The sequence below is a fragment of the Pseudomonas migulae genome (genome assembly GCF_024169315.1).
In the GTDB taxonomy this organism is placed as follows: domain Bacteria; phylum Pseudomonadota; class Gammaproteobacteria; order Pseudomonadales; family Pseudomonadaceae; genus Aquipseudomonas; species Aquipseudomonas migulae_B.
The window spans coordinates 881,368-903,325 of sequence record NZ_JALJWR010000001.1; the positions used below are offsets into that span (position 1 = coordinate 881,368).

Here is a 21,958-nt window from a genome sequence, read left to right on the forward strand (position 1 = left end):
GCGCCGATAGTAAATAAGCACCGATGTCGGGGCGAATTTACAGTTGAGACAGCCATTTGCGAGGTGAGCAATGGGCACAGTACAAGCAGCACGGCCAGCACAAACCCTTTACGTCACGATCCGTCGCGATGAATTGCGCCAGTTGAAAGACGAGCGCGACCAGCTGAAGCAGGAAGTCGAGCAATTGCGCCTGTTGACGCAAGGCCTCCAGGCCCAGCCGAAGCCTGTCACACTGCGTGCTCCCCACGCCTGATCTCCTCGCCTGAATCGGAAGCAGCCCTGCGCTGTTTCCGAAATGTCCTCCCGATTCGCCTGCACGCAGCTCACAAAACTTTCACACGTCCTTGTTGATACTCCGGCCCGATATGGCCGCCGGTATTCGCGCGGCGCCCGTTCGTCGGCGACTTTCATGTCCCGGCGGTGGAAAGTGATTCTGGCTGGAGCGCGCAATGGCTTTGTTTCAACGCAGCAGCAGTTCGTCTGCGAAAGGTTTTGATTGGGCAGGATTCCTCTGGTTGTTCCTGTTCTTCTGGTATTTTTCCGGCATCACCCAACTGCTGATTCAGTTGACGGGCACCTCCGGCTTCACCGGCTTCCGCCAAGCCTTTGTGATGAGCGCCATCTGGCTGGCGCCGATGCTGTTGTTCCCCCGACAAACCCGTGTAATGGCCGCGCTGATCGGCGTGGTGCTGTGGGCCTGCTCCATGGCCAGCCTGGGATACTTCTTCATCTATCAGCAGGAATTTTCCCAGAGCGTCATCTTCATCATGTTCGAATCGAACATCTCTGAAGCCGGCGAGTACATGACCCAATATTTCGCCTGGTGGATGGTGGTGGCGTTCCTCGCCCACACGTTGTTCGCGTATTTCCTGTGGACGCGGTTGCGCCCGGTGTACATGCCCCGCGGTCGCGCGCTGGTAGCGGCGACAGCGATTCTGGTGGCCGTGATCGGCTATCCGATGATCAAACAGACCCTCCGCACCGGCAGCTTCGCCGAAGGTTTCGAAAAACTTGAAACCCGCATCGAACCGGCAGTGCCATGGCAGATGGCGGTGGCCTATCACCGTTACCTCGACACCCTCGCCGGCATGCAGGACATGCTCGACAGTGCGAGCAAGATTCCACCGCTTAACAACCTCAAGGATGCGATGGCCAACCAGCCGGCAACCCTGGTGCTGGTGATCGGTGAATCCACCAACCGTCAGCGCATGAGCCTCTACGGCTACCCGCGTGAAACCACGCCGGAACTGGACAAGCTCAAGGATCAACTGGCGGTCTTCGATAACGTCATCACCCCGCGCCCCTACACCATCGAGGCATTGCAACAGGTACTGACCTTCGCCGACGAAGAAAACCCGGACCTGTACCTGTCGACCCCATCGCTGGTCAGCATGATGAAACAGGCCGGCTACAAAACCTTCTGGATCACCAACCAGCAGACCATGACCAAGCGCAACACCATGCTCACCACCTTCTCCGAGCAGGCCGATGAACAGGTGTACCTGAACAACAACCGCAACCAGAATGCCGCCCAGTACGATGGCGACGTGATCGAGCCGTTCAACAAGGCCCTGGCCGATGCGGCGCCACGCAAGTTGATCGTCGTGCATCTGCTCGGTACGCACATGAGCTACCAGTACCGCTATCCGTCGACGTTCGACAAGTTCAAGGACCGCAACGGCGTTCCCGCCGGCGTGCGTGACGATCAACTGCCGACCTACAACAGCTATGACAACGCGGTGCTGTACAACGACTTCGTGGTCTCGAGCCTGATCAAGGACTACGCCAAGTCCGATCCGAACGGTTTCCTGCTGTACCTCTCCGACCACGGCGAAGACGTTTTCGACTCTCCTGGCCACAGCACACTGGGTCGCAACGAGGCCAAGCCGACGGCGCCGATGTACACCATTCCGTTCATGGCCTGGGCTTCGCCGAAATGGCGCGAGACACATGACTGGAGCTTTGCCGAGGACCTGGGGCGGCCGTACAGCAGTTCGCACCTGATCCATACCTGGGCCGATCTGGCGGGGTTGAGTTTCGATGAACTCGATCGCAGCAAGAGCCTGGTCAGCGACAGCTTCAAACCACGTCCACTGATGATCGGCAATCCCTATGAGCGCCAGCAGAAGGCGTTGATCGACTTCAGCCTGATCAAACCGAAGGTGAAGCCGAATCCTGGGGATGTCGTGCTTCATTAAACCTTTCAGGGGCCGGTTCCGGCCCCTTTTTCTTGCTCGTCCCAAATTGGAACGGAAAGCCCCATACGCAGTTAATTCCCAATTAACAGAATCGGCAGATAATGTCCGCGTGACATTGCTTCATGGAAGAAAGGCACCCGATATCCGTTGTGGGAGGCGAACCATGAAACGTACACCCTTGATCGTTGCCGGCCTGATGACGTTCGTTTCGGCCAGTGCGTTGGCCGAAGGCGGCGCGGAACGCATGCGCTATTACTACGAGAGCCTGCGGCTTAGCCAACAGGAGAATCAGAGTCAGCAAACCGCTGAAGTCCGGGTTCCGGACGATCAGACGGCGCAAGTGACGGAGCATTACAAGCGCTAACTATTGTGGGAGCCAGGCTTGCCGGCGAAGGCGTATTTGAAATCGCCTTCGCCGGCAAGCAGTGCTCCTACAGGGGCTTGGTCCAGAACAGCATCCGGCCATGCGCCGGATCGAACATGCCCGCACTAAAGCCGAATTTGGCGTAGGACGACTGGGCCACGGCATTGCCTTCCAGCACTTCCAGGGTGATTTTGCAGCAGCCACGCTGACGGGCGATCTCCTCGACCTTTTGCAACATCTTCTGACTCAGGCCCAACCCGCGAAACGCCTTCATCACCACAACGTCGTGCACGTTGACCAGCGGGCGACAGGCAAACGTCGAAAAGCCTTCAAAACAATTGACCAGCCCTGCCGGTTCACCGCCGACAAAAGCCAGCACGCTGAACGCATGGGGACGCTTGGCCAGTTCTTCCGGCAGGTGCTCCAGCACCTCGGCCGGCAAGGAATGACCGCCACCCATCGGGTCTTCGGCGTAATGATTCAATACAAGGCGCAAGGCCTCGGCATGCACCGGATTGGTGTAGCTGGCCTGAAGCACAAGAATTTCTGCGGATTCCATTTCCATCCTCGATCACACGTGAAATAGCCCCGGCGCGCAGACCGCGCCGCAGGGCCCAGCGACCCTATCGCGAGTCCTGCCCGTCCTGCAATCTTTAAACCGAGGTGCCCCAGATCAGCGCTTCGGTCCATCCCAGTTCGGTGAAATCCGCAGCCCGCAGACCCGACTCGCCGGCGCAGAAAAACTCGTCCAGTTGCGGCGGTGCGATAGACGTACCGCTGAGCATGGCGTGAACCTGGCCACGGTGATGGATCTGGTGCTCGAACAGGTGCGACAGCAGGCGCAATCGACTGTCGTGTTGCGGCGTGTCCCGGGCGATAGTCACGATCTTGCCCAGCTCCGCGTCGCGCATCTGCTCGCAGTAAGCGATCAACCGGCGATCTACCTGGACCTGCTCGCGCTTGAGGTCAATGGCGTTGGTGAAGGGCTCGTCTTTGGCGAAAAACACATCGCACTCGGGATGCGGTGCATCGCCGCGCAACTCCCGTTCCAGTGCATCCACGTAAAACCAGTCGCAGGTCAGGATGTGATTGAGGGTCGCCCGCAGGCTGGGGAAGAAACTGACTCGCGGCGCCGTGAGGTCCTGCGGACTCAATTGTCCCCAGGCCTTGGCCAGTCGATGATTGGCCCAGGCGTTCTGATAGGCCATGGTCAGCAAATGATGGGACAAGGGCTGATTCATGTTCGCGGCTCCTTGGGTTCAAGCGTCGGCGAAACGTTGCAGCTGCATTTCCTGTAATCGGCTGAGGGTGCGACGGAACGGGAATTCCAGATAGCCTTCGGTGTAGAGCGATTCCATCGGCACCTGCGCCTCAAGGTACAACGGCACTTTGCGGTCGTAGCATTCGTCCACCAACGCGATGAAACGCCGCACACCGTCATCATGTACCGACAATTGCGGCAATTCGCGATCGCCCGCCACCACCCGTTCGACACCGTCCTCGGTGCCACGGGCGATGCGCCCTTCGCGCTTCTGCGCGCTGAGGTTGGGCACTTCACTCAACAGAATAGCCTTGTAGGTGTCGCACAGGGCCATGAAATCCATGGCGGCGAAGGGTTGTTCGCAGAGGTCGGCGTAACGGCTCCAGAGCACGGTTTCACTAGCTTGCACCACATTCAGTGAACGGTAGCCGACCTTGACCGGCTCACCGGAAACCGTCTGGCCGGCGGTCAACGCCTTGAACACATCACCCAACGCGCCGGGCTGGCCGGGCGCGGCGACCCAATAGCGCTGCAAACCGGCCCCGGGATGCAGGCGATGATCTTCGCCGCCATCCACCGCAATCACCTGCATATGGCGCTTGATCGCCTCGATGGCCGGCACGAAGCGGTCACGGTTGAAGCCATCGGCATACAGCAGGTCCGGCGGCTGATTGGAGGTGCAGACCACCACCACGCCCTGGTCGAACATCACCTGAAACAAGCGCCCGAGAATGATGGCGTCGCCGATGTCATTGACGAACAGCTCGTCGAAACACAGCACGCGCACTTCTTCACTCAATTCCCGGGCCAGCGCTTTCAACGGGTCGGCAGTGCCGGTCAGCTGAAACGAGCGCTGATGCACCCAACCCATGAAGTGATGAAAGTGCTGGCGTCGGGCCGGGACCTGCAGGCTTTGGTAGAACTGGTCCATCAACCAGGTCTTGCCACGCCCGACCGGCCCCCAGAGGTAAACGCCCGTGACCGGGGTGCGACCTTCATGCAGCGCTTCGTAGCATTTTTGCAGCGCCCAGACAGCATGTTCCTGGGCCTCGTCCTGGACGAAGCCCTTCTGTTCAATGGCGTGTTGCCAGGCGCTTAACGGGGAATCGACATTCATGCGCGGCAGTATGCCATCGCGGCGCGGCCTCTACAGTGAAATGTCCAGTCGAGCGATCTTGCCCTGCTCGTTCAGACGGAACATATAGCGCAACTCCAGCGGACTGCCGGGAAACGTGCCGGACACCCGGTTATGCACCAGCACCTTGCCGGTGCGCAGTTGCACGTCGAGCACTTCGACCCTTGGCTGATAACGCTGAGCGGTGTCTTGCATCCATTGGGCTATAGCCTGCGGGCCGATCTGATGCCGGCCTTCATCGAACACATTGGCATCCTCAGCGAAGAAACTGGCAACCCTCGAAGTATCGCGGGCATTGGCGGCGGCCAGGTAAGCAGTGATGGCGGGCGCCAGCGAAGAGGCGGGACTGGACATGTCTATAACTCCTTGTTGGTTGATTCTGGAGCCATGCTAAAACATGCCTGTGTCAGTTCTTGTCAGGAGTGAAACGCCCCGCTTCATCCAGTTGCATCTGCTTGCGCCAGGTGCGCAGCAGGTCGCCACGCCGCCCCGGATAACGCTCGCCCTGCTCGTTCGCCGCCGAAATCCGGTCAGTGCGAAACGTCCGATAGGCGCCGCGCAATTCACACCAGGCGACGATGATTCGCACCTCGTTGAGAAACCCCAGCGCCAACGGCCAGATCAACCGTTGACTGGGCACCTGCTGGGCGTCTGCATAGTCGATGTGCAACTTGGCCTGATCACGGATCGCCTGGCGGAACACATTCAACGCCACGGCGTTGGGTGCGAAGCCATAGCCGGACGGGCCCGGCAATACCGTCGGGTTGCGCAAGGCGTCCAGCGCTTCGGGCGCCAGCACCGCTGCAATCTTGGCCAGCGCATCAGCCGCCGCCTTGCTCAACACCTCATCACCACGCTGGTCCACATAGCGCAGTCCCAGCACGATGGCTTCGGTTTCGTCGGCGTTGAGCATCAAGGGCGGCAGGAACAAACCGCTGCGCAGCACGTATCCGATCCCCGCCTCGCCGTAGATCGGCGCGCCGAGTGCGGTGAGTTCCGCAATGTCGCGGTAGAGCGTACGCTCGGAAATCTCCAGTTCGCCGGCAAGGGTCGCCGCCGTGACAGGGCGACTCTTGCCGCGCAGCACTTGCAACAGGGTCAGTAAACGCGTGGTGCGAGACACGATTGGCGGGCTCGGTTCGGAAAAGTGCTCGGAGCTTAGCAGAGGACCCTGTCAGAAAGTGGCAGTAGTAATGCGCCCGGTTGTCGGCTCTTTTCTCGCGGTTGAAAAAGCGTCTTGACGAAATACATGACAGGCATCATCTTTAATACATGTCTCGTGACATCTATATTCAGTCGCCGCCTCTTTCTTTCAGGAGTCATCCCATGCATTACAAAGTGTTCGGCCGAAAAACCGGCTTGCGTGTCTCGGAACTGGCGCTCGGCGCCGGCAACTTTGGTACGGGTTGGGGCCATGGCGCCGAACGCGATGAAGCCAAACGCATATTTGATGGCTACCTGGAGGCCGGCGGCAATTTCATCGACACCGCCAACGGTTATCAGGGTGGACAGTCGGAAGCCATGCTCAGCGAGTTCATCGCCCAGGAGCGCGATCGCCTGGTCATCGCCACCAAATACACCTTGGGGACTACGCCGGCTGCGGGCATTTCCCACACCGGTAACAACCGCAAGAACATGGTTCGCGCCGTGGAAGAAAGCCTGTCACGGCTCAAGACCGATCACATCGACCTTTTCTGGGCGCACATGAGCGACGGTGTCACGCCTATGGAAGAGATCCTGCGGGGTTTCGATGACCTGGTGCGCGCCGGCAAGATTCATTACGCCGGCCTGTCGAACTTCCCGGCGTGGCGCATCGCCCGGGCCGACCTGCTGGCCGAAGTTCGCGGCTTTGCGCCGATTGCCGCCATTCAGGCCGAGTACAGCCTCGCCGAACGCACCGCCGAGCGTGAGCAACTGCCCATGGCCGAAGCGTTAGGGCTGGCCGCGACGTTATGGTCGCCGTTGGGTGGCGGCTTCCTGACTGGTAAATATCGCTCCAGTGACGAGAACAACCGCGCCGCGAAACTGGGCATGCTGGTGCACGCCGAGAAAAGTGCCCGCGAAACCGCCCTGCTCGACACCTTGCTCGCTGTCGCGGCGGAGCTCGGCGCCAGCCCGACGCACGTGGCCATTGCCTGGCTGCGGGAAAAAGCCAAACGCTCGACAACGGCGCTGATTCCGATCCTGGGTTCGCGCACGCGTGAGCAGCTGGATGCGACGTTGGGCGCGTTGAATGTGCAGTTGAGTGGGGAACAGTTGTCGCGGCTGGATGAGGTCAGCGCAGTGGCGATGGGTGTGCCACATGAGTCCATTGCCGGTTCTGTTGCGCGGTTTAGCGGGGGTGAAACCCTGGATCTGCCGATAATTCCGGTCGCCTGAAAAAGCTTCGCGGGCAAGCCTCGCTCCTACAGGTCATGCACTAGTCCTGTAGGAGCGAGGCTTGCCCGCGAAGGCGTCATCACTGACAACGCCAATCTGTATTACCGATCGACCTTATGTTTGGCCGCATACAAACACAACATCTCCATCGCCAATGTCGCCGCCGCCAGTGAGGTAATGTCCGCACTGTCGTAGGCCGGAGCCACTTCCACCACGTCCATCCCCACCAGATTGATCCCGCGCAACCCACCGAGTATTTCCAGCGCTTGCACCGTGCTCAAACCGCCGCACACCGGCGTTCCTGTGCCCGGGGCGAACGCCGGGTCGAGGCAGTCGATGTCGAACGTGAGGTACACCGGGTTGTCGCCGACCCGAGCGCGTATGGCTTCGACAATTTCATCGACGCCACGGCGATGCACTTGCCGCGCATCCAGAACCTGAAAGCCCTGATGATCATCATTGGTGGTGCGCAAGCCGATCTGAACCGAGCGCGACGGGTCTACCAGACCTTCCTTGGCCGCATGCCAGAACATCGTGCCGTGGTCGACGCGCTTGCCCTCTTCGTCCGGCCAGGTGTCGCTGTGGGCATCGAAATGGATCAGCGACAGCGCCCCGTGTTTACGGGCGTGGGCCTTGAGCAGCGGGTAACTGATGAAGTGATCGCCACCAAACGTCAGCATCGCGCATCCGGCATTCAGAATGCGCTCGGCGTGGGCTTCAATGCTTTCCGGCACTGACTGAGGCGAGCCGTAATCGAAGCCGCAATCGCCGTAGTCGATCACGGCGAGGTGATCGAACGGATCGAACGCCCACGGCCAGTGGCGTTCCCAGGCAATCCCGGTGGAGGCCGCACGAATGCCCCGCGGTCCGAAACGCGCACCGGGACGGTTGCTGGTGGCGGTATCGAACGGCACGCCGCTGACGGCAACGTCGACACCGCGCAAGTCACGGCTGTAGCGACGACGCATGAAACTGGTGATGCCGGCGTAGGTACTTTCAGCGGCAGTCCCGTAAAGGCTGTCGCGGGTCATGGCCTGATCGTTTTGCACGGGGACGTCCATCGGTTTCTCCTTGTTTTAGTTATTGGCGGCTACGGAAAGTGGTCCACAGCCGGGTGCGCTGACGCATGTCCTTGAGGCTCATACTGCGGTCGGCGTACAGCCGTTCGCGCACCTCGGCAAGCGGGTAAATGTCCGGATCGGTGCGCACCGTCTCATCCACCAGCGGTGTAGCGGCCTGGTTGGCGGTGGCAAAGAACAGCGTGTTAGTCAGCGCCGCGACAGACTCGGGACGCAGCATGAACTCGATGAACGCGCGGGCCGCTTCGGGGTGCGGCGCATCCTTGGGAATCGCCAGGTTGTCCTGCCAGACCAGCGTGCCTTCCTTGGGAATCCGGTACGCCACTTCGTAGGGCTTGTTGGCTTTTCGCGCCTGATCGGCCGCCATGCTGGCGTCACCGTTGTAGGTCAACGCCAGGCAAACGCTGCCATTGGCCAGGTCGTTGATTTGTCGACCGCTGGCGACGTACAACACATTTGGCTGAAGCTGATGCAACAGCGCCTCGGCGGCTGACAGATCAGACTTGTCAGTGCTGTAGGGATCTTTACCGAGATAGTGCAGCGCCAGGCCGATCACTTCCTGCGGCGAATCGATGATCGCCACCCCGCAATCTTTCAGCTTGCTGGCGTATTCGGGTTTGAACAGCAGGTCGAGGCTGTTGAGCGGCACATCCGGCAAACGTTTTTTCACTGCCTCGACATTCATCCCGAGCCCCAAAGTCCCCCAGGTGTACGGCACGCCGTAGCGGTTGCCGGGATCGACCGCGGCCAGTTTTTCCAGCAAGTCCGGATCGAGGTTGGCGTAGCCCTTGAGGCCTTCGTGGGGAATCGCCTTCAGCGCGCCGGCCGCCAACCCGCGCGCCAGCACGCTGGACGACGGCACCACCACGTCGTAGCCGCTGCCGCCGGTGAGCAGCTTGGTTTCCAGCACTTCCGAGGAGTCGAAGGTGTCGTAACGCACGTGAATGCCGGTTTCCTGCTCAAAGCGCTGCAAGGTGTCCGGCGCCACGTAGTCGGCCCAGCTGTAAAGGTTGACGACGTTCTCCTCGGCCTGGGCCGACACCGCCATGGAAAGCAACAACGCGGGTAAACACAGCTTGAATGAAGGACCCATGACGAACACCTGACCAGAGGAAGTGGCTGCAGCATGCGTCGTCGGATACATTGGAAAAATACCAAGTCAATTATCCTGACTTTATTGCGGAGTAATGTTTGATGCTCGGCCAGCTTCACGATGTGGATCTGCACTTGCTGCGCCTGTTCGTCAGCGTGGTGGAATGTGGCGGCTTCAGCGCGGCCCAGGGTGAGCTGGGCCTGAGTCAGTCGAGTATCAGCCAGCAAATGGCCAGGCTCGAAACCCGGCTCGGTTATCGGCTGTGCAGTCGCGGCAAGGGCGGATTCAGGATCACCCCCAAAGGCGAACAACTGCTGATCGCGATACGGGGACTGTTCGAGTCCATCGAAGCGTTCCGTCATCAATCCAATGGCGTAGACGGCCGCTTGATCGGCGAGGTGCGCCTGGGGCTGTCCGAAGCCGTGGATCAATCGGTACTGCAACGGGTGGCCGACGCGATCCGCCGTTTTCGCGAACGCGATGAGTCAGTGCGCATCGAGTTGATCAGCGCGATGCCCGGCGAAATGGAGCGCTTGCTGCTGCAACAACGGCTGGACCTGGCGATCGGATATTTCTCACAGGTGCAGAGCGCATTTGACTACCGCGAACTGTTCAGCGAAACCCAGCACTTGTATTGCGCCCCCGGCCATCCGCTGTTCACCGACGACGCGCCGGATGATCACGCGTTGCAGGCGTGCGACCGGGTGGATCACCCTTACCGATTTCTGCGCAGCGATGAGCCGTTCCAGGGCAAACAGTGCTCGGCACGTTCGGAACAGGTCGAAGGCACCCTCGCCTTCATTCTGTCCGGCAAGCACGTCGGCTATCTGCCCAGCCACTTTGCCCGCAGCTGGGAGGACAAAGGGTTGCTCAGGGCCGTGCGGCGCAACGACATGAGTTTCGACGTGGCATTTCACCTGGCTCGCCACCGTGCGCAGGTGCCAGGCGATGCGCAAAAGGCGTTTGAAGAGGATTTACTGTCGGCGTTTGCCTGACTCCTGCCAGCCGCGATCCCTGTGGCGAGGGGATTTATCCCCGTTCGGCTGCGCAGCAGACGTAAATCCATCCAACGCGGTACATCTGACGAACCGCGTCGACAGTGTTTTGGGGCCGCTGCGCAGCCCAACGGGGGCAAGCCCCCTCACCACAGGTTTTGTGTAAACCCGAGTTTGTGTTTCGACAAACCAGTCTTTCTGGCATCCTGCGCCTCCATTTTCTGACCCGGCCCGCCTTTCGGCACGCAAACCACCATGACCGCCTCTGAAAAAGCCACTGTTCCGCGCCACAGCGACCTGATCTACGGCCTCGACGACCGCCCGCATTTGACCGCCACCGTCTTCGCCGCCCTGCAACACGTACTCGCCAGTTTCGTCGGCATCATCACCCCGACCCTGATCATGGGCAGCGCCCTCGGCCTGCAAAGCGAAATACCCTATCTGATCAGCATGGCGCTGTTCGTCTCGGGCCTGGGCACCTTCGTCCAGGCGCGGCGGTTCGGCCCGATCGGTTCCGGTTTGCTGTGTCTGCAAGGCACCAGTTTTTCGTTCATCAGCGTGATCCTCAGCGCCGGTTTCATGGTCAAGGCTCGCGGTGGCGGCACCGATGAAATTCTGTCGACGATCTTTGGCGTGTGTTTTTTTGCCGCGTTCATTGAAGTGGCGCTGAGCCAGTTCATCGGCAAGCTGCGGATGCTGATCACGCCGGTAGTGACCGGGACGATCATCACGCTGATGGGCCTGTCGCTGATCAAAGTCGCCATGACCGACATCGCCGGTGGCTTCGGCGCGACCGACCTTGGTGCCGCCAGTCATCTGGGGTTGGCAGCGCTGGTGCTCGGCACCATCGTGGTCTTGAACCGGGTAGACGTGCCGTTCCTGCGCCTCGGGGCGATCGTGATCGGTCTGACGTTCGGCTACGTCGTCGCCTGGCTCATGGGCCACGTGGATTTCGGCAGCATGCCCGACGTCCCACTGATGAGCGTGCCGGTGCCGTTCAAGTACGGGTTCAACTTCGACTGGGTGGCGTTCGTGCCGGTAGCGGTGATTTTCCTGGTGTCGCCCCTGGAGGCCGCCGGTGATCTGACCGCCAACTCGATGATTTCCCGGCAGCCGGTCAAAGGCCCGATCTACATCCGCCGGATCAAGTCCGGCCTGCTCGCCGACGGTCTCAACTCGGCCATGGCGGCGGTGTTCAACAGCATGCCGATGGTGACCTTCGCGCAGAACAACGGCGTGATTCAACTGACCGGCGTGGCCAGCCGTTACGTGGCGTTTTTCATTGCCGGTCTGCTGGTGGTGCTGGGGTTGTTTCCAATGATCGGCGCGGTGCTGCAACTGATGCCCAAACCGGTGCTCGGTGGCGCTGAACTGGTGATGTTCGGCACCGTTGCGGTGGCCGGCATCAAGATCCTCGCCGAAGCCGGCCTGCATCGGCGCAACATGCTGATCGTGGCGATTTCCCTCGGCATGGGTCTGGGTGTGGCGGCCGTGCCGGAGGTGCTGCGCGAATTGCCGAAAGCGCTGCACAACATCTTCGAATCGCCGATCACCGTCGGCGCGTTGTGCGCTATCGTGCTGAATATCTTCCTTCCCGAAGAATTCCTCGAACTGGAAGAAGACGATTTCGATCCGGAAGCCTCGATCCTCCAGGTCATGGAAAACCCGGATGTCCCGGCCAAAGGTGAACCCGCCACGCCTGCGGTTGTCGCACAGTTGAACCGCTAGACAGGCTCAAGGCCGAGCCACAGCGGTGGTTCGGCCTTTTCTTCAAGAGAGCATGTCCATGCGCAGTGTCCACGCCGTTGTCCTTTCCCTTCTGTTGCTGTCCCTGAGCGCCTGCGCCCTGTTGCCCGATCGTGATCCGCTGAACATCAACGTGGTCGGTTTCGAACCGCTGCAGAGTCAGGACATGGAAGTGCGATTCGCGGTAAAAATCCGCGTGCAGAATCCCAATGAATCCGCGATCAACTACAACGGCGTGGCGCTGGACCTGTCCGTTAACGGCCAGCCCCTCGCCTCCGGCGTCAGTGATCAATCGGGCTCGATTGCGCGTTTTTCCGAGACAGTGCTGACCGTGCCGGTGAGTGTTTCGGCGTTCTCGGTGCTGCGCCAGACCTTGGGCCTGAGCCAGACCCAGACGCTGAACAACCTGCCTTATGTCTTGCGCGGCAAACTGGCGGGCGGATTGTTTGGGACGATGCGATTTACGGACAGTGGCAAGCTCAGTTTGCCGGGGTCGACAGTCGGTACCTGGTGAATACCAACGCTGACACTCTAAAGTGTCAGCGGGCCTCTGTGGCGAGGGGATTTATCTCCGTTCGGCTGCGAAGCAGTCGTAAAACCATTGAATGCGGCGTGTCAGACATAATGGGATTGCAAGCTTGGGCCCGCTTCGCAGCCCAACGGGGCGGTGCGACGTTTCGCTAAATCCCCTCACCACAAAAGCTCACACTCAGTTTTGGTTATGTGTTGAACCGCACGCCGGGTTTGGCACGCTCATCTACCGTCAACTCGAACACATCCGGGCGCGCATAGTGGCCGACGACGTCGTAGTCGTAACGCGCGCGGATCAGGTCGTCAGTGTCGATTTCAGCGGAGAGTAATCCGCGCCCTCCCCGCAGCGGCCCGGCCAGAATATCGCCCATCGGCCCGACGATAACGCTGCCCCCCGCAATCAACGGCCGGTCCGCCGGCCAGTTGGCGATGTCCACGCCCAACGCTTGCGGCGAGTCCTGAACCTGACAGGCGCTGACCACGAAGCAACGGCCTTCATGAGCGATGTGGCGCATGCTGACCTGCCACATCTCCCGCTCGTCCACCGTGGGCGCGCACCACACTTCCACGCCTTTGGCGTACATCGCGGTGCGCAGCAGCGGCATCATATTTTCCCAACACACCACCGCGCCGATCCGCCCGACCTGACTGTCGATCACCGGCAACGTCGAGCCATCGCCCTTGCCCCAGATCAGCCGCTCAGTACCGGTCGGCATCAGCTTGCGGTGCTTCGCCACCAGCCCGGCCTGCGGATCGAAATACAGCGCAGTGCAATACAACGTGCTGCCAGCGCGCTCGATCACGCCGATCACCAGGTTCGCGCCTGTACGCGCCGACAACCCGGCCAGCGCTTCGGTTTCCGCCCCAGGCACATCAATGGCGTTGGAAAAATAACGGGCAAAGGCTTCACGACCTTCCGGCAAGCGATAACCCAGTTGGGTGCCAAAACCTTCACCTTTCGGGTATCCGCCCAGCAACGCTTCAGGCATGACCACCAGCGCCGCGCCTGACTCAATAATGGCATTTTCGTACGAGAGGATCTGGTCCAGCGTCTCGGCCTTGCCGCCGGGCAAGGCGCCGATTTGCAGTGCAGCAACAATTGACTTGGGCATGGCGGTCACTCCGTTCACATCAGGTGTTGCTCATTCTCAGGCGTCACGGGATCATCAATAAGGCCCCTAACGCTGCTGAATGATATGAACCAAATGAATATCGCCTCCGTCGATCTCAACCTGCTCAAAGTCTTCGAAGCCTTGCACGAAGAGTCCAGCGCCAGCCGTGCGGCGCTGCGTCTGGGTGTGACGCAATCGGCGGTCAGCGCGGCGTTGCGCCGACTGCGCGAGGTGTACGGCGATCAATTGTTCGTCCGCACGGGACGAGGCCTTGCGCCGACGCTCAAGGCCAATCAGTTGAAACCGGTGGTCAGCGACGCACTGAACAAATGCCGACAGAGCCTGGCGATGGTCGATCCGGCCGCCAATCACTACGACGGCCGCTCGGTCTCGGTCGGTTTGTCGGATGATTTCGAGATCGCCTACGGGCGTCGCTTGATCGAGGAAATCGCGCGGTGCGCACCCAGGCTGCGGCTGATCTTTCGCCAGACTCACAGTCAGATCGTCGCGCAGGCGTTGATGGAGCGCAGCATCGATCTGGCGATCACGGCCGGTGGGTTTGCCGAGCGATTGCTGAGTCGTCAGGTGCTGGGTGAAGGCGATTATTTGTGTCTGGTTGACCCGATCAGTCGGGTCACGGGACAGCAAGCCATCGACCTCGAGGAATTCGTCACCCGTGAACATATTCTGGTGTCGTCGGGTGGCTTTATCGGGATCACCGACGAAGGGTTGGCCGCGCTGGGCCTGAGCCGGCGGGTCTGCGCTTCGACCACGCATTTTGCGGCGTTGCCGCATTTGCTCAAGGGCAGTCAGGCCGTGGCGACCATTCCGGCGCATGCCGCCCGAAGCATTGCAGCGCTCAGCGGTCTGGCGCTGTTGCCCTGCCCTGTGGCGTTGCCGCGTTACCCGATCGAACTGGGCTGGCGTACCAGCACTCAGCTCGATCCGGTGGTGTTGAAAGTGCGTGAGGCGATTGTCGCGATTTTTGCCTGAGGTCCAGCCTTACTTGGCCGCCATCAACCGATTGACTTCACTGCGTACCATGTTCGCGAACTCCGGGGGCGACATGCCGTCGAGTTCGGAACGGACCCATTCGGCCCATTTGCCTTTGCGCTTGGCGCGCTCGCCGAACAACCGTGCGGCTTCGCCCTTGGCTTTGCCCAGGTTGTTTTGCCAGAGTTCGAACAGACGGGATTTCTCGTCTTCAAGCGCTGCGCGCTCGGCAAGGGGTTTGTCGGCCAGATTGAAGCTCATGGGGAATTACCTGCTGCGTAAATTGGCGACATCTTACACTGTAGGAAGAAATGTCCTGCGCTGGATTTTGCTACAGGATGACCGACCCGCGCAAAATCACTGCAACTTTTTCCGTCGCAGCGGACTCCATTGTTCACTGCCTATTCACTTGCAAGGAGTACCTCAATGGCCCGGAAAACCGCCGCACAAGTCGCCGAAGACCAAATCAAGGATCAGGCTTTCAGCGAACTTCAGGCGCTGATCGAAGAGTCGGAAAAACTGCTCAAGAGCAGTGCGTCACTGGTCGGTGAAGAAGCCGACACGCTTCGCGGACAAATCGCCCAGAAACTCCAGCAGGCACGGGACTCGGTCACCAGCGTTCGAGACCGGACCCTGCCGGCGGTCGAAGCCACTGAAACCTACATTGGCGGGCATCCATGGCAAACCGTGGCGATTTCCGCCGGGTTTGGTTTGGTTGTCGGGTTGTTGCTGGGTCGCCGGTAAGCCCGCCAACCAATAATTCAATAGCGAAATGCAATCCCTGTGGGAGCGGGCTTGCTCGCGAAAGCGCTGTGTCAGCAACGGTAATGTCGACTGACACACCCTCTTCGCGAGCAAGCCCGCTCCCACAGATCCGCATTTCAATTCCTAGGCGCCGGCCAATTCCCGCAAGTTCGCCACTGTATCCGCATCTAGCTGAATGCCATTCGCGCTGGATTTCGCCCGCTGATGGTGACGTCGATCACCCGGCAACCGCTTGAGCCCCACACCGTGCATCTGCCGCACCAGCTCCTGGCTGCGCTCGGCAAAGCTCTGCCCGGCCGCCTTGCTCGGATCGATCACGATCAACAACTGGCCGGTCCATGGGGTTTTGGCGCCAGGATGGTTCTTCCAGTCGAACTCGAAGGAAAAATTGCCCCCGGTCAGCGCCGCCGCCAACAGCTCCACCATCATCGACAACGCCGAGCCTTTATGCCCGCCGAACGGCAGCAACGCGCCCCCTTCCAGAATCGCTTTCGGGTCCTGGGTCGGCTGACCCAGGCCGTCGACCCCCATGCCCGCCGGCAAGCGTTCGCCCTTGCGCGCGGCAATCTGCACATCGCCGTGGGCAATGGCGCTGGTGGCCAGGTCGAAGACAATCGGCTCACCGTCGGCCCGTGGGGCGGCGAAAGCAATCGGGTTGGTGCCGAACAGCGGGCGATCGGCGCCATGCGGCACCACGCAGGTCATGCTGTTGACCACGCTCAATGCCACCAGCCCTTCATAGGCGAACGGTTCGACGTCCGGCCACAACGCCGCAAAATGGTGGGAGTTACGAATCGCCAACACCGCAATCCCGGCACTGCGAGCCTTTTCCACCAGCAAGGCGCGGGCAGCGGCGAGCGCCGGTTGGGCGAAACCGTTGCCGGCGTCGACCCGGACAAACCCCGACGCCACGTCCTCGACCACCGGCACGGCCTGACCATTGACCCAGCCGCTCTTCAGCGTCGACACGTAACCGGGAATGCGAAACACACCATGACTGTGGGCACCATCGCGTTCGGCGCCGGCGCAGTTTTCGGCCAGTACCCGAGCGACATCGGACGAGGTGCCGTGACGCAGGAAAATCTTCTCAAGCAAGGCCGTCAACTCATCGAGGGACAGGTTTTGCGAGACAGCAGTAGACACATGATCGTGTGGCGCAGACATCTGAAGCTCCAGACTAATTATTGGAGGGGGCAACAGCGTAGGAAGACCCGCTGATTAACCACGCGCAACCCGCTGCCTGTCAACCTTCGGATGAAGCTGTACTCACAGCCATCGGCAGAACGTGCGTTAACTATCTACCACCTTCAATGCGCCCGCCGCTTTTAGTCTCGAATCTCAACCTGACGGCGCTATCCGCTGCGCCCTGCATGAGATTCGACAATGTCTATATCCACACCCCCGCTGCTATTTCCCCAAGCCTTGAAATCGCCGGGCCGCTGGACCGAGCTTGGTAAAACCCATGGGCTGACGCGCAAGGATTTCGAGTGGTTCAGCCACCTGAAACTGGCCAGCCATGCATTACGCAATCAACAAAGCTCGCCGATGCTCGCCGAAAAAATCCTGGTCACTTGCGGCGAACTGTCCCTTCCCCTAGCAGGCTGCTTCGTGTTGAGCGCCACGCCGGATGACAAAGGCGAAATTCTCTACACGCCGTACGCCGGCATAAAAAAGTTCGATAGCCGCGCCTCGTTGAAGGAGCACGTCAAGAACCAGCTCGAAAACATAAAGGAAGATGACGACCTGCTGCTGTTCATGTCGTTGTCTGCGCGCAAAACGCTGGCGGCGGCCACCGATGTCGACGTGACCTTCAAGACCATCGACGGGGACGTCTTCGAAGACCAGCGCACGGACATCGAAACCAACCAGCACACCAACGATCAGGCGATGCTCGATGAACTGAAGAAACTGCCCACGCTCACTGCGCTGCTTGACTCGGTGCTTGAGGGGTTGCTGAGCGCGAATTTTCCAGCGCTGGATCAGCGGCAAACCCAGGTCGATTTTTATGCTGAAACCGCGTCCGGCGACGACTCGAACCGCTCCACGTCCCGACGCTGGATCAACTCCATGTCCCTGAGCCAGGCGGTGTTGGCGTACTACCGCCATCAGCGATGGCCGACCGGGCAGCGCCCTGAGTTTTCTCATCCGAAAAGAGTGCCGCAGGGCAATGACCGGCAACACTGGGAAACAGCTGTGAAGACCGCTGCCGACGACTTGATCAGCCAGCTTTCCCGGCAATTGCAAAACTACTGGAACGAGGCGAGTACCGATGGCGCCACGCGCCGGGCATTCTTTTCGCGGGCCATCCGCGAAAAGGCACGCGCCGACCTGCTGATCAAACGCGAGACCGAAATCATCACCCCGGAACAAAGCCGCGCCTTGCACCCGCTGATGGACTCGACGTCGGGAACCTCGACGACACTGACCCTGGAAACCGTGCGCCTCTGGGAGTACCAGGCCAACTATGTCGAACTCGCCGGTTCATTGATGATCAACCAGGACAGTTCCAACGCGTTTCTCTACACCCCCACCAACGGGCTGCAGGTGTTGAAGGATTATCAGGACCTGAAGCGCGTCCTTGAGCACAAATCCACAGTGGCCGGCCACGACGACGAGCTCTATGACCTCCTGAGCCTGGAGGAGCGCACCCGTTTCATCGGTTTCCATCAGCCTCAAGTCTCCGGGGCCGTGGTGTCGGGCTCGGTGTTCGAGACACTCTTCGAAGCGATCATTGGCAAACAACTGCAAAACCTGGAGTACGCCTTCCAGGTGTTCCGTTACAGCGACGGCTCGGTGGACATCCAGGCCTTTTTCGACAAGGCGCTGGACATACGCGCCATGATCGACGAATACCTGCTGACGCTGGACGCTCAAGGTCGCTGGAGCACCCGCCCCGCCTTGCCCGCCAAACAATCGTCGATGGTGCTGGCCGATACGGCGGCGGGTTTCGTGAAGACCTTTCGCGATGTCGAATCGTCAATCCGCACGGAATTTGCGGCGCAACCGATCAAGACGCAGGCGTTACAGCAGGTGTATCTGGAAAACATGAAACCCCACCTGGCCCATGCCTTTTCCGTTGGCGTGCGGGGTGAAGCCACCCTCCGGGAGCTCGGTGGCACACTGCGAAACAACGATTGGCGGGTCGTCGACAGGGTCTTCAACCCGGATCGGGCGGATCGTAAAAGTCGCCTGGCCGTGAAGGGATTCCGCCCGGACGCCTTTTCCCTCGTCCTTGAGTGCTCCGGCCAGCAGGACGTGCTGCCCCTGGCCAATTGCATCCTGTTGACCGAGCGTGGCGGGCTGGATGCCCAACATTCCGGGCGCGCCATTCTATGGACGCCCGCGGTCGGGCTGGAGGTCTTTGATTCGGTCACCCGCGTACGCAGCCACCTGAACCAGCGCCTGCTCGACCCTCAAAAACGCCTGGAGCTGCTGGAGAATCTGTCCCCCGCCCAGCGCCTGTTCCACCGTCGCTATTCGCTCAGCAGATTGCAACTGATCGAGGGCAATCTTTTACAGCACGTTGCGCAATCCGCCATTGACCACTTTCTGGGCCGCTGCGAGTACGTGCGATCGCTGAAGCTGAGCGAAATACAACAAAACAAGGCACTCAAACAGCTGACGCAAACGGCCATCGACTGCAACTTGCGCAGAGCCTCTTCGATCGCCTCGGCCATCACCCAGCAACAGTCCCTGCCGGCATGGCTAGGCATAGCTCCGGTCGAAGAACAACAGTTGCACATCGAGTTGCTGGAGCAATATCGCAACACCGTCATCGACGACAAGGATTACCTGCACGGCCTACAAACGCTGGAGGAGTACGGTCGTCAAACACTCAAGACGCTGCTGACCGCCCGATTCCCTGGCAAATCCCTTGATCCGGACATGATCGAGATCACGCCCCGTCTGGCACTGGCCGGACCCGCGCAAACCCTGACCGATTTCGCCTTGAACCACATCAGCATCGCTCAAGGCACAGGATTCCGGGTCGCTTCGAGAACCCTGCAAGCGATCCCCGAAGAACTGACCCAGGCCGCCGTCAAACAGTTACTGCTCTCGCTGAACATTCAGCAAGGCTTTGGAAAACTGCTGACAGACGCCTTGTCAGGTAGCGATGCCGAAACCCGAAAACTGCGATTTATCCAGCAACTGCCGTGGCAATTGCTGCAACACGCCCATGCGCTGAAGCTGCAAAAACTGCTGACCGCCAGCGCGTTCGACCTGATCGAGCAGGTGCTGAACATGCCTGACGCTGTCGCCCGGGCCACGGTTGCCGGTGCTCACGCTATCGCCAGGCCCCTGGAGTTGATCAAGACGGCCGGTGCCACAGCCGTCCAGGCGCTGGGCCTGTACGTGATCGGCCCGGGTGCCGGGCAACAAGGGCCACACATTCTGTACACGCCCTATCACACGGGCTCGGTGTTCACTGAATTCGCAAACGAGGCCGCCGTTGTCGCGGCGATCAATACACCGGGCGCACTCCAGGAGCTGATTCTTCGTCGTCTGCCGGAGAGCGAGCGGGCATCGTTCAACAACCTGTTCACGTCCAGCGTCGGGAATCCGAGTGAAATCACCCTGGGTGCCACCGCGATCGACGGCAATCTGTTGACCCGGTTGTTCAGTGACAACACCCGGTTACTGTCGCAGATGCTCGGCAGTCAGTCCGACGCCAGCGGCCGCCCGGACTGGGAAGCGGTCAAGCAGCTGTTCAGCTCCGGGATCAAACTGATCTCCGGGCTTTTGCCCGGCAAACTCGCCTACGTCCGTTTTTTGTGGCAAGCCTACAAAGACTTCAAGGACTCCGCCGAGGCCCTGCAGGATCACCACTGGACACGCGCGCTGAAGGCGTTTATTGCCGGAGGCGCACAAATGGTGTCGCTGGGCAGATTGTCGCTGGAAGCGCCGCCAGTCACTGCACCGGTAGCGGCCGTCGGCGCCCCGGTCGAGAACCCGGTGGTCGCCGCGCGATGGACAGACGTGCAGCCGACAGCACCGACGCGCACTGCATTGCAGCGTTTCGAGGTGACCACCGTCGCGTTGCAGGACCTGAAAAAGGACGCCGCCGATGGCACCTACCTCGACTCCGGCAGTGCCAATCACTTCGCCGCCATCGCCGGGAAAGTCTATCGGGTCGCCAAGCCAGGTGCTGTATGGCGAATCCTGACTGAACGGGAAAATGGTCCGTACCTGGTGAAAACCACCGATCGACAACTGGTGATCGACCCGGACGCGCAGACCGTGCATCACGGCAAAGCGATGTCCACCTTGCACAATCGATATGCGAACAACTACCGGGCCCGCAAAGTGCTGAACATCGAAGCGCGGGGCATGGACGAGATACGCACCCATCACCCGGAAAAAGCCCGGATGATCGTGCAGGCCGTCGACATGGCGCGCTTCTATGCGTTCAACAGTTTGCATAACCTGGTGCAACTCAGGAAATTGCTGCCGGGTACGCGGCTGGATACTTTTCTGAAGCGTTTTTTCGATGTTGGTGGCGTCGACAACGACCTTCTCGACAAAATCAAACAGGCCATTGTTCCCATCTGCAACGCCTTGGTGGATCCCGGCGAAGACCTGCTGAATACCGAGCGCTTTGTCGTGGGCTCCAACAAGTATGTGGACGACGACATGATGGCGTTCGTGCTGGATCTGGACCGGCGCAAGAGCGTGCATTTCACCGATAGGTTTTTCGACCAGGGACTCGATTGGTACAAGTCCTGTCTCTCCGAACCTTTCAATGTCGACGGTCATGGCCAGGCAGCCACGCTGATTCACGAGTTCGCTCACCTTTATTCAAAGGCCCTCGACATCGCCACGCTTGAAGCGAGACGACCGTTCCTCGATCTCGTCAGCCCCATCACGGGTTATGGCGCCGCCATGAAACAGTCACAACAGGACTTTCAACGTTGCGCGCTGTCGATGGAAACACCCAGGGAAGAGCTTTTCGCTCGCTGGAACAACACACTGAGTGAGTGGGTCAGTCTGGACGCGATTCCAGGCCTGGATCGTGTGGGCAAGGAAATCCTGGAATTGACCAACGGCAGGACGATGGATGATGCGCGGAAGGCGTTTTTGAGTCCCGACGAACCGACGTCCCGAATCGACATCATATTGCGCAATGCCGATTCGATCGCGTTCCTGATCTGTGAAATGGGACGGCAACTGGATCCGGTCGCATAGTATCTGCCCTGGCGCGATGGTTTTTGAGGGCCCTACGGTAAAAATAAACGGCCGTTTGATGGGTAAATGCCATGACGGCTGTTCTCGCCGACTTCCTCTCAAGGGTAGAATGCAGGAAATCAGG

General features: G+C 60.1%; 20 protein-coding genes. 10 read left to right on the forward strand and 10 right to left on the reverse strand.

The window, feature by feature from the left end:
• The first annotated feature begins 70 nt into the window (after window positions 1–70).
• From J2Y86_RS03940 to J2Y86_RS03950, 3 genes are all read left to right on the forward strand, one after another.
• Complete coding sequence (locus J2Y86_RS03940) at window positions 71–253, forward strand: DUF6026 family protein (protein ID WP_214383149.1); 183 nt, start codon at window positions 71–73, stop codon at window positions 251–253.
• 196 nt (window positions 254–449) lie between these two features.
• On the forward strand, window positions 450–2,198 hold the full coding sequence (locus tag J2Y86_RS03945; protein ID WP_253428301.1) for a phosphoethanolamine transferase CptA: 1,749 nt from the start codon (window positions 450–452) through the stop codon (window positions 2,196–2,198).
• 163 nt (window positions 2,199–2,361) lie between these two features.
• Complete coding sequence (locus tag J2Y86_RS03950; protein ID WP_253428303.1) at window positions 2,362–2,562, forward strand: hypothetical protein; 201 nt, start codon at window positions 2,362–2,364, stop codon at window positions 2,560–2,562.
• Window positions 2,563–2,629: 67 nt separating this feature from the next.
• On the opposite strand, the gene J2Y86_RS03955 is transcribed toward J2Y86_RS03950, so the two are convergent.
• The 5 genes from J2Y86_RS03955 to J2Y86_RS03975 form a co-directional block, all read right to left on the reverse strand.
• Window positions 2,630–3,121: a GNAT family N-acetyltransferase gene (locus tag J2Y86_RS03955; protein WP_253428305.1), complete on the reverse strand. Its 492-nt coding sequence runs from the start codon at window positions 3,119–3,121 to the stop codon at window positions 2,630–2,632.
• A 94-nt stretch (window positions 3,122–3,215) separates the two neighbouring features.
• A complete protein-coding gene (locus tag J2Y86_RS03960; protein ID WP_253428307.1) occupies window positions 3,216–3,803 on the reverse strand; it encodes a DinB family protein in 588 nt (195 codons plus the stop codon).
• 18 nt (window positions 3,804–3,821) lie between these two features.
• Window positions 3,822–4,940: a cell division protein ZapE gene (gene zapE, locus J2Y86_RS03965; protein WP_253428309.1), complete on the reverse strand. Its 1,119-nt coding sequence runs from the start codon at window positions 4,938–4,940 to the stop codon at window positions 3,822–3,824.
• 30 nt (window positions 4,941–4,970) lie between these two features.
• Window positions 4,971–5,312, reverse strand: coding sequence for a nuclear transport factor 2 family protein (locus J2Y86_RS03970; protein WP_253428311.1), 342 nt, complete (start codon window positions 5,310–5,312; stop codon window positions 4,971–4,973).
• A gap of 52 nt (window positions 5,313–5,364) precedes the next feature.
• On the reverse strand, window positions 5,365–6,081 hold the full coding sequence (locus J2Y86_RS03975) for a helix-turn-helix transcriptional regulator (protein WP_253428313.1): 717 nt from the start codon (window positions 6,079–6,081) through the stop codon (window positions 5,365–5,367).
• Window positions 6,082–6,284: 203 nt separating this feature from the next.
• Here J2Y86_RS03975 and J2Y86_RS03980 point away from each other — a divergent pair, with 203 nt between their 5' ends.
• Window positions 6,285–7,337: an aldo/keto reductase gene (locus J2Y86_RS03980; RefSeq protein WP_253428316.1), complete on the forward strand. Its 1,053-nt coding sequence runs from the start codon at window positions 6,285–6,287 to the stop codon at window positions 7,335–7,337.
• 101 nt (window positions 7,338–7,438) lie between these two features.
• Here the strand turns inward: J2Y86_RS03980 and speB are convergent, their stop codons facing one another.
• Window positions 7,439–8,398 carry an agmatinase gene (speB, locus tag J2Y86_RS03985; RefSeq protein ID WP_253428318.1) on the reverse strand — a complete coding sequence of 320 codons (960 nt, stop codon included), beginning with the start codon at window positions 8,396–8,398 and terminating at the stop codon, window positions 7,439–7,441.
• A gap of 19 nt (window positions 8,399–8,417) precedes the next feature.
• Window positions 8,418–9,509: a polyamine ABC transporter substrate-binding protein gene (locus J2Y86_RS03990; RefSeq protein ID WP_253428320.1), complete on the reverse strand. Its 1,092-nt coding sequence runs from the start codon at window positions 9,507–9,509 to the stop codon at window positions 8,418–8,420.
• 101 nt (window positions 9,510–9,610) lie between these two features.
• On the opposite strand from J2Y86_RS03990, the gene J2Y86_RS03995 reads away from it, so the two are divergent.
• From J2Y86_RS03995 to J2Y86_RS04005, 3 genes are all read left to right on the forward strand, one after another.
• Window positions 9,611–10,504, forward strand: a complete 894-nt coding sequence (locus tag J2Y86_RS03995) for a LysR family transcriptional regulator (protein ID WP_253428322.1) — start codon at window positions 9,611–9,613, stop codon at window positions 10,502–10,504.
• 255 nt (window positions 10,505–10,759) lie between these two features.
• Window positions 10,760–12,232, forward strand: coding sequence for a nucleobase:cation symporter-2 family protein (locus J2Y86_RS04000; RefSeq protein WP_253428324.1), 1,473 nt, complete (start codon window positions 10,760–10,762; stop codon window positions 12,230–12,232).
• A gap of 58 nt (window positions 12,233–12,290) precedes the next feature.
• Window positions 12,291–12,764 carry an LEA type 2 family protein gene (locus J2Y86_RS04005; protein WP_253428326.1) on the forward strand — a complete coding sequence of 158 codons (474 nt, stop codon included), beginning with the start codon at window positions 12,291–12,293 and terminating at the stop codon, window positions 12,762–12,764.
• 205 nt (window positions 12,765–12,969) lie between these two features.
• Here the strand turns inward: J2Y86_RS04005 and J2Y86_RS04010 are convergent, their stop codons facing one another.
• On the reverse strand, window positions 12,970–13,893 hold the full coding sequence (locus J2Y86_RS04010) for a carbon-nitrogen hydrolase family protein (RefSeq protein WP_253428328.1): 924 nt from the start codon (window positions 13,891–13,893) through the stop codon (window positions 12,970–12,972).
• Between the two features lie 84 nt (window positions 13,894–13,977).
• Here J2Y86_RS04010 and J2Y86_RS04015 point away from each other — a divergent pair, with 84 nt between their 5' ends.
• Complete coding sequence (locus tag J2Y86_RS04015) at window positions 13,978–14,886, forward strand: LysR family transcriptional regulator (RefSeq protein ID WP_253428330.1); 909 nt, start codon at window positions 13,978–13,980, stop codon at window positions 14,884–14,886.
• A gap of 9 nt (window positions 14,887–14,895) precedes the next feature.
• On the opposite strand, the gene J2Y86_RS04020 is transcribed toward J2Y86_RS04015, so the two are convergent.
• A complete protein-coding gene (locus tag J2Y86_RS04020) occupies window positions 14,896–15,147 on the reverse strand; it encodes a hypothetical protein (protein ID WP_007937833.1) in 252 nt (83 codons plus the stop codon).
• A gap of 165 nt (window positions 15,148–15,312) precedes the next feature.
• Between J2Y86_RS04020 and J2Y86_RS04025 the strand changes: the two genes are divergently transcribed.
• Window positions 15,313–15,630: a DUF883 family protein gene (locus J2Y86_RS04025; protein ID WP_064677549.1), complete on the forward strand. Its 318-nt coding sequence runs from the start codon at window positions 15,313–15,315 to the stop codon at window positions 15,628–15,630.
• A 144-nt stretch (window positions 15,631–15,774) separates the two neighbouring features.
• Here J2Y86_RS04025 and J2Y86_RS04030 read toward each other — a convergent pair whose 3' ends face one another.
• On the reverse strand, window positions 15,775–16,815 hold the full coding sequence (locus J2Y86_RS04030; protein WP_253428332.1) for an Ldh family oxidoreductase: 1,041 nt from the start codon (window positions 16,813–16,815) through the stop codon (window positions 15,775–15,777).
• Window positions 16,816–17,034: 219 nt separating this feature from the next.
• Between J2Y86_RS04030 and J2Y86_RS04035 the strand changes: the two genes are divergently transcribed.
• A complete protein-coding gene (locus J2Y86_RS04035; protein ID WP_253428334.1) occupies window positions 17,035–21,834 on the forward strand; it encodes a dermonecrotic toxin domain-containing protein in 4,800 nt (1,599 codons plus the stop codon).
• The last annotated feature ends 124 nt before the right edge of the window (window positions 21,835–21,958 follow it).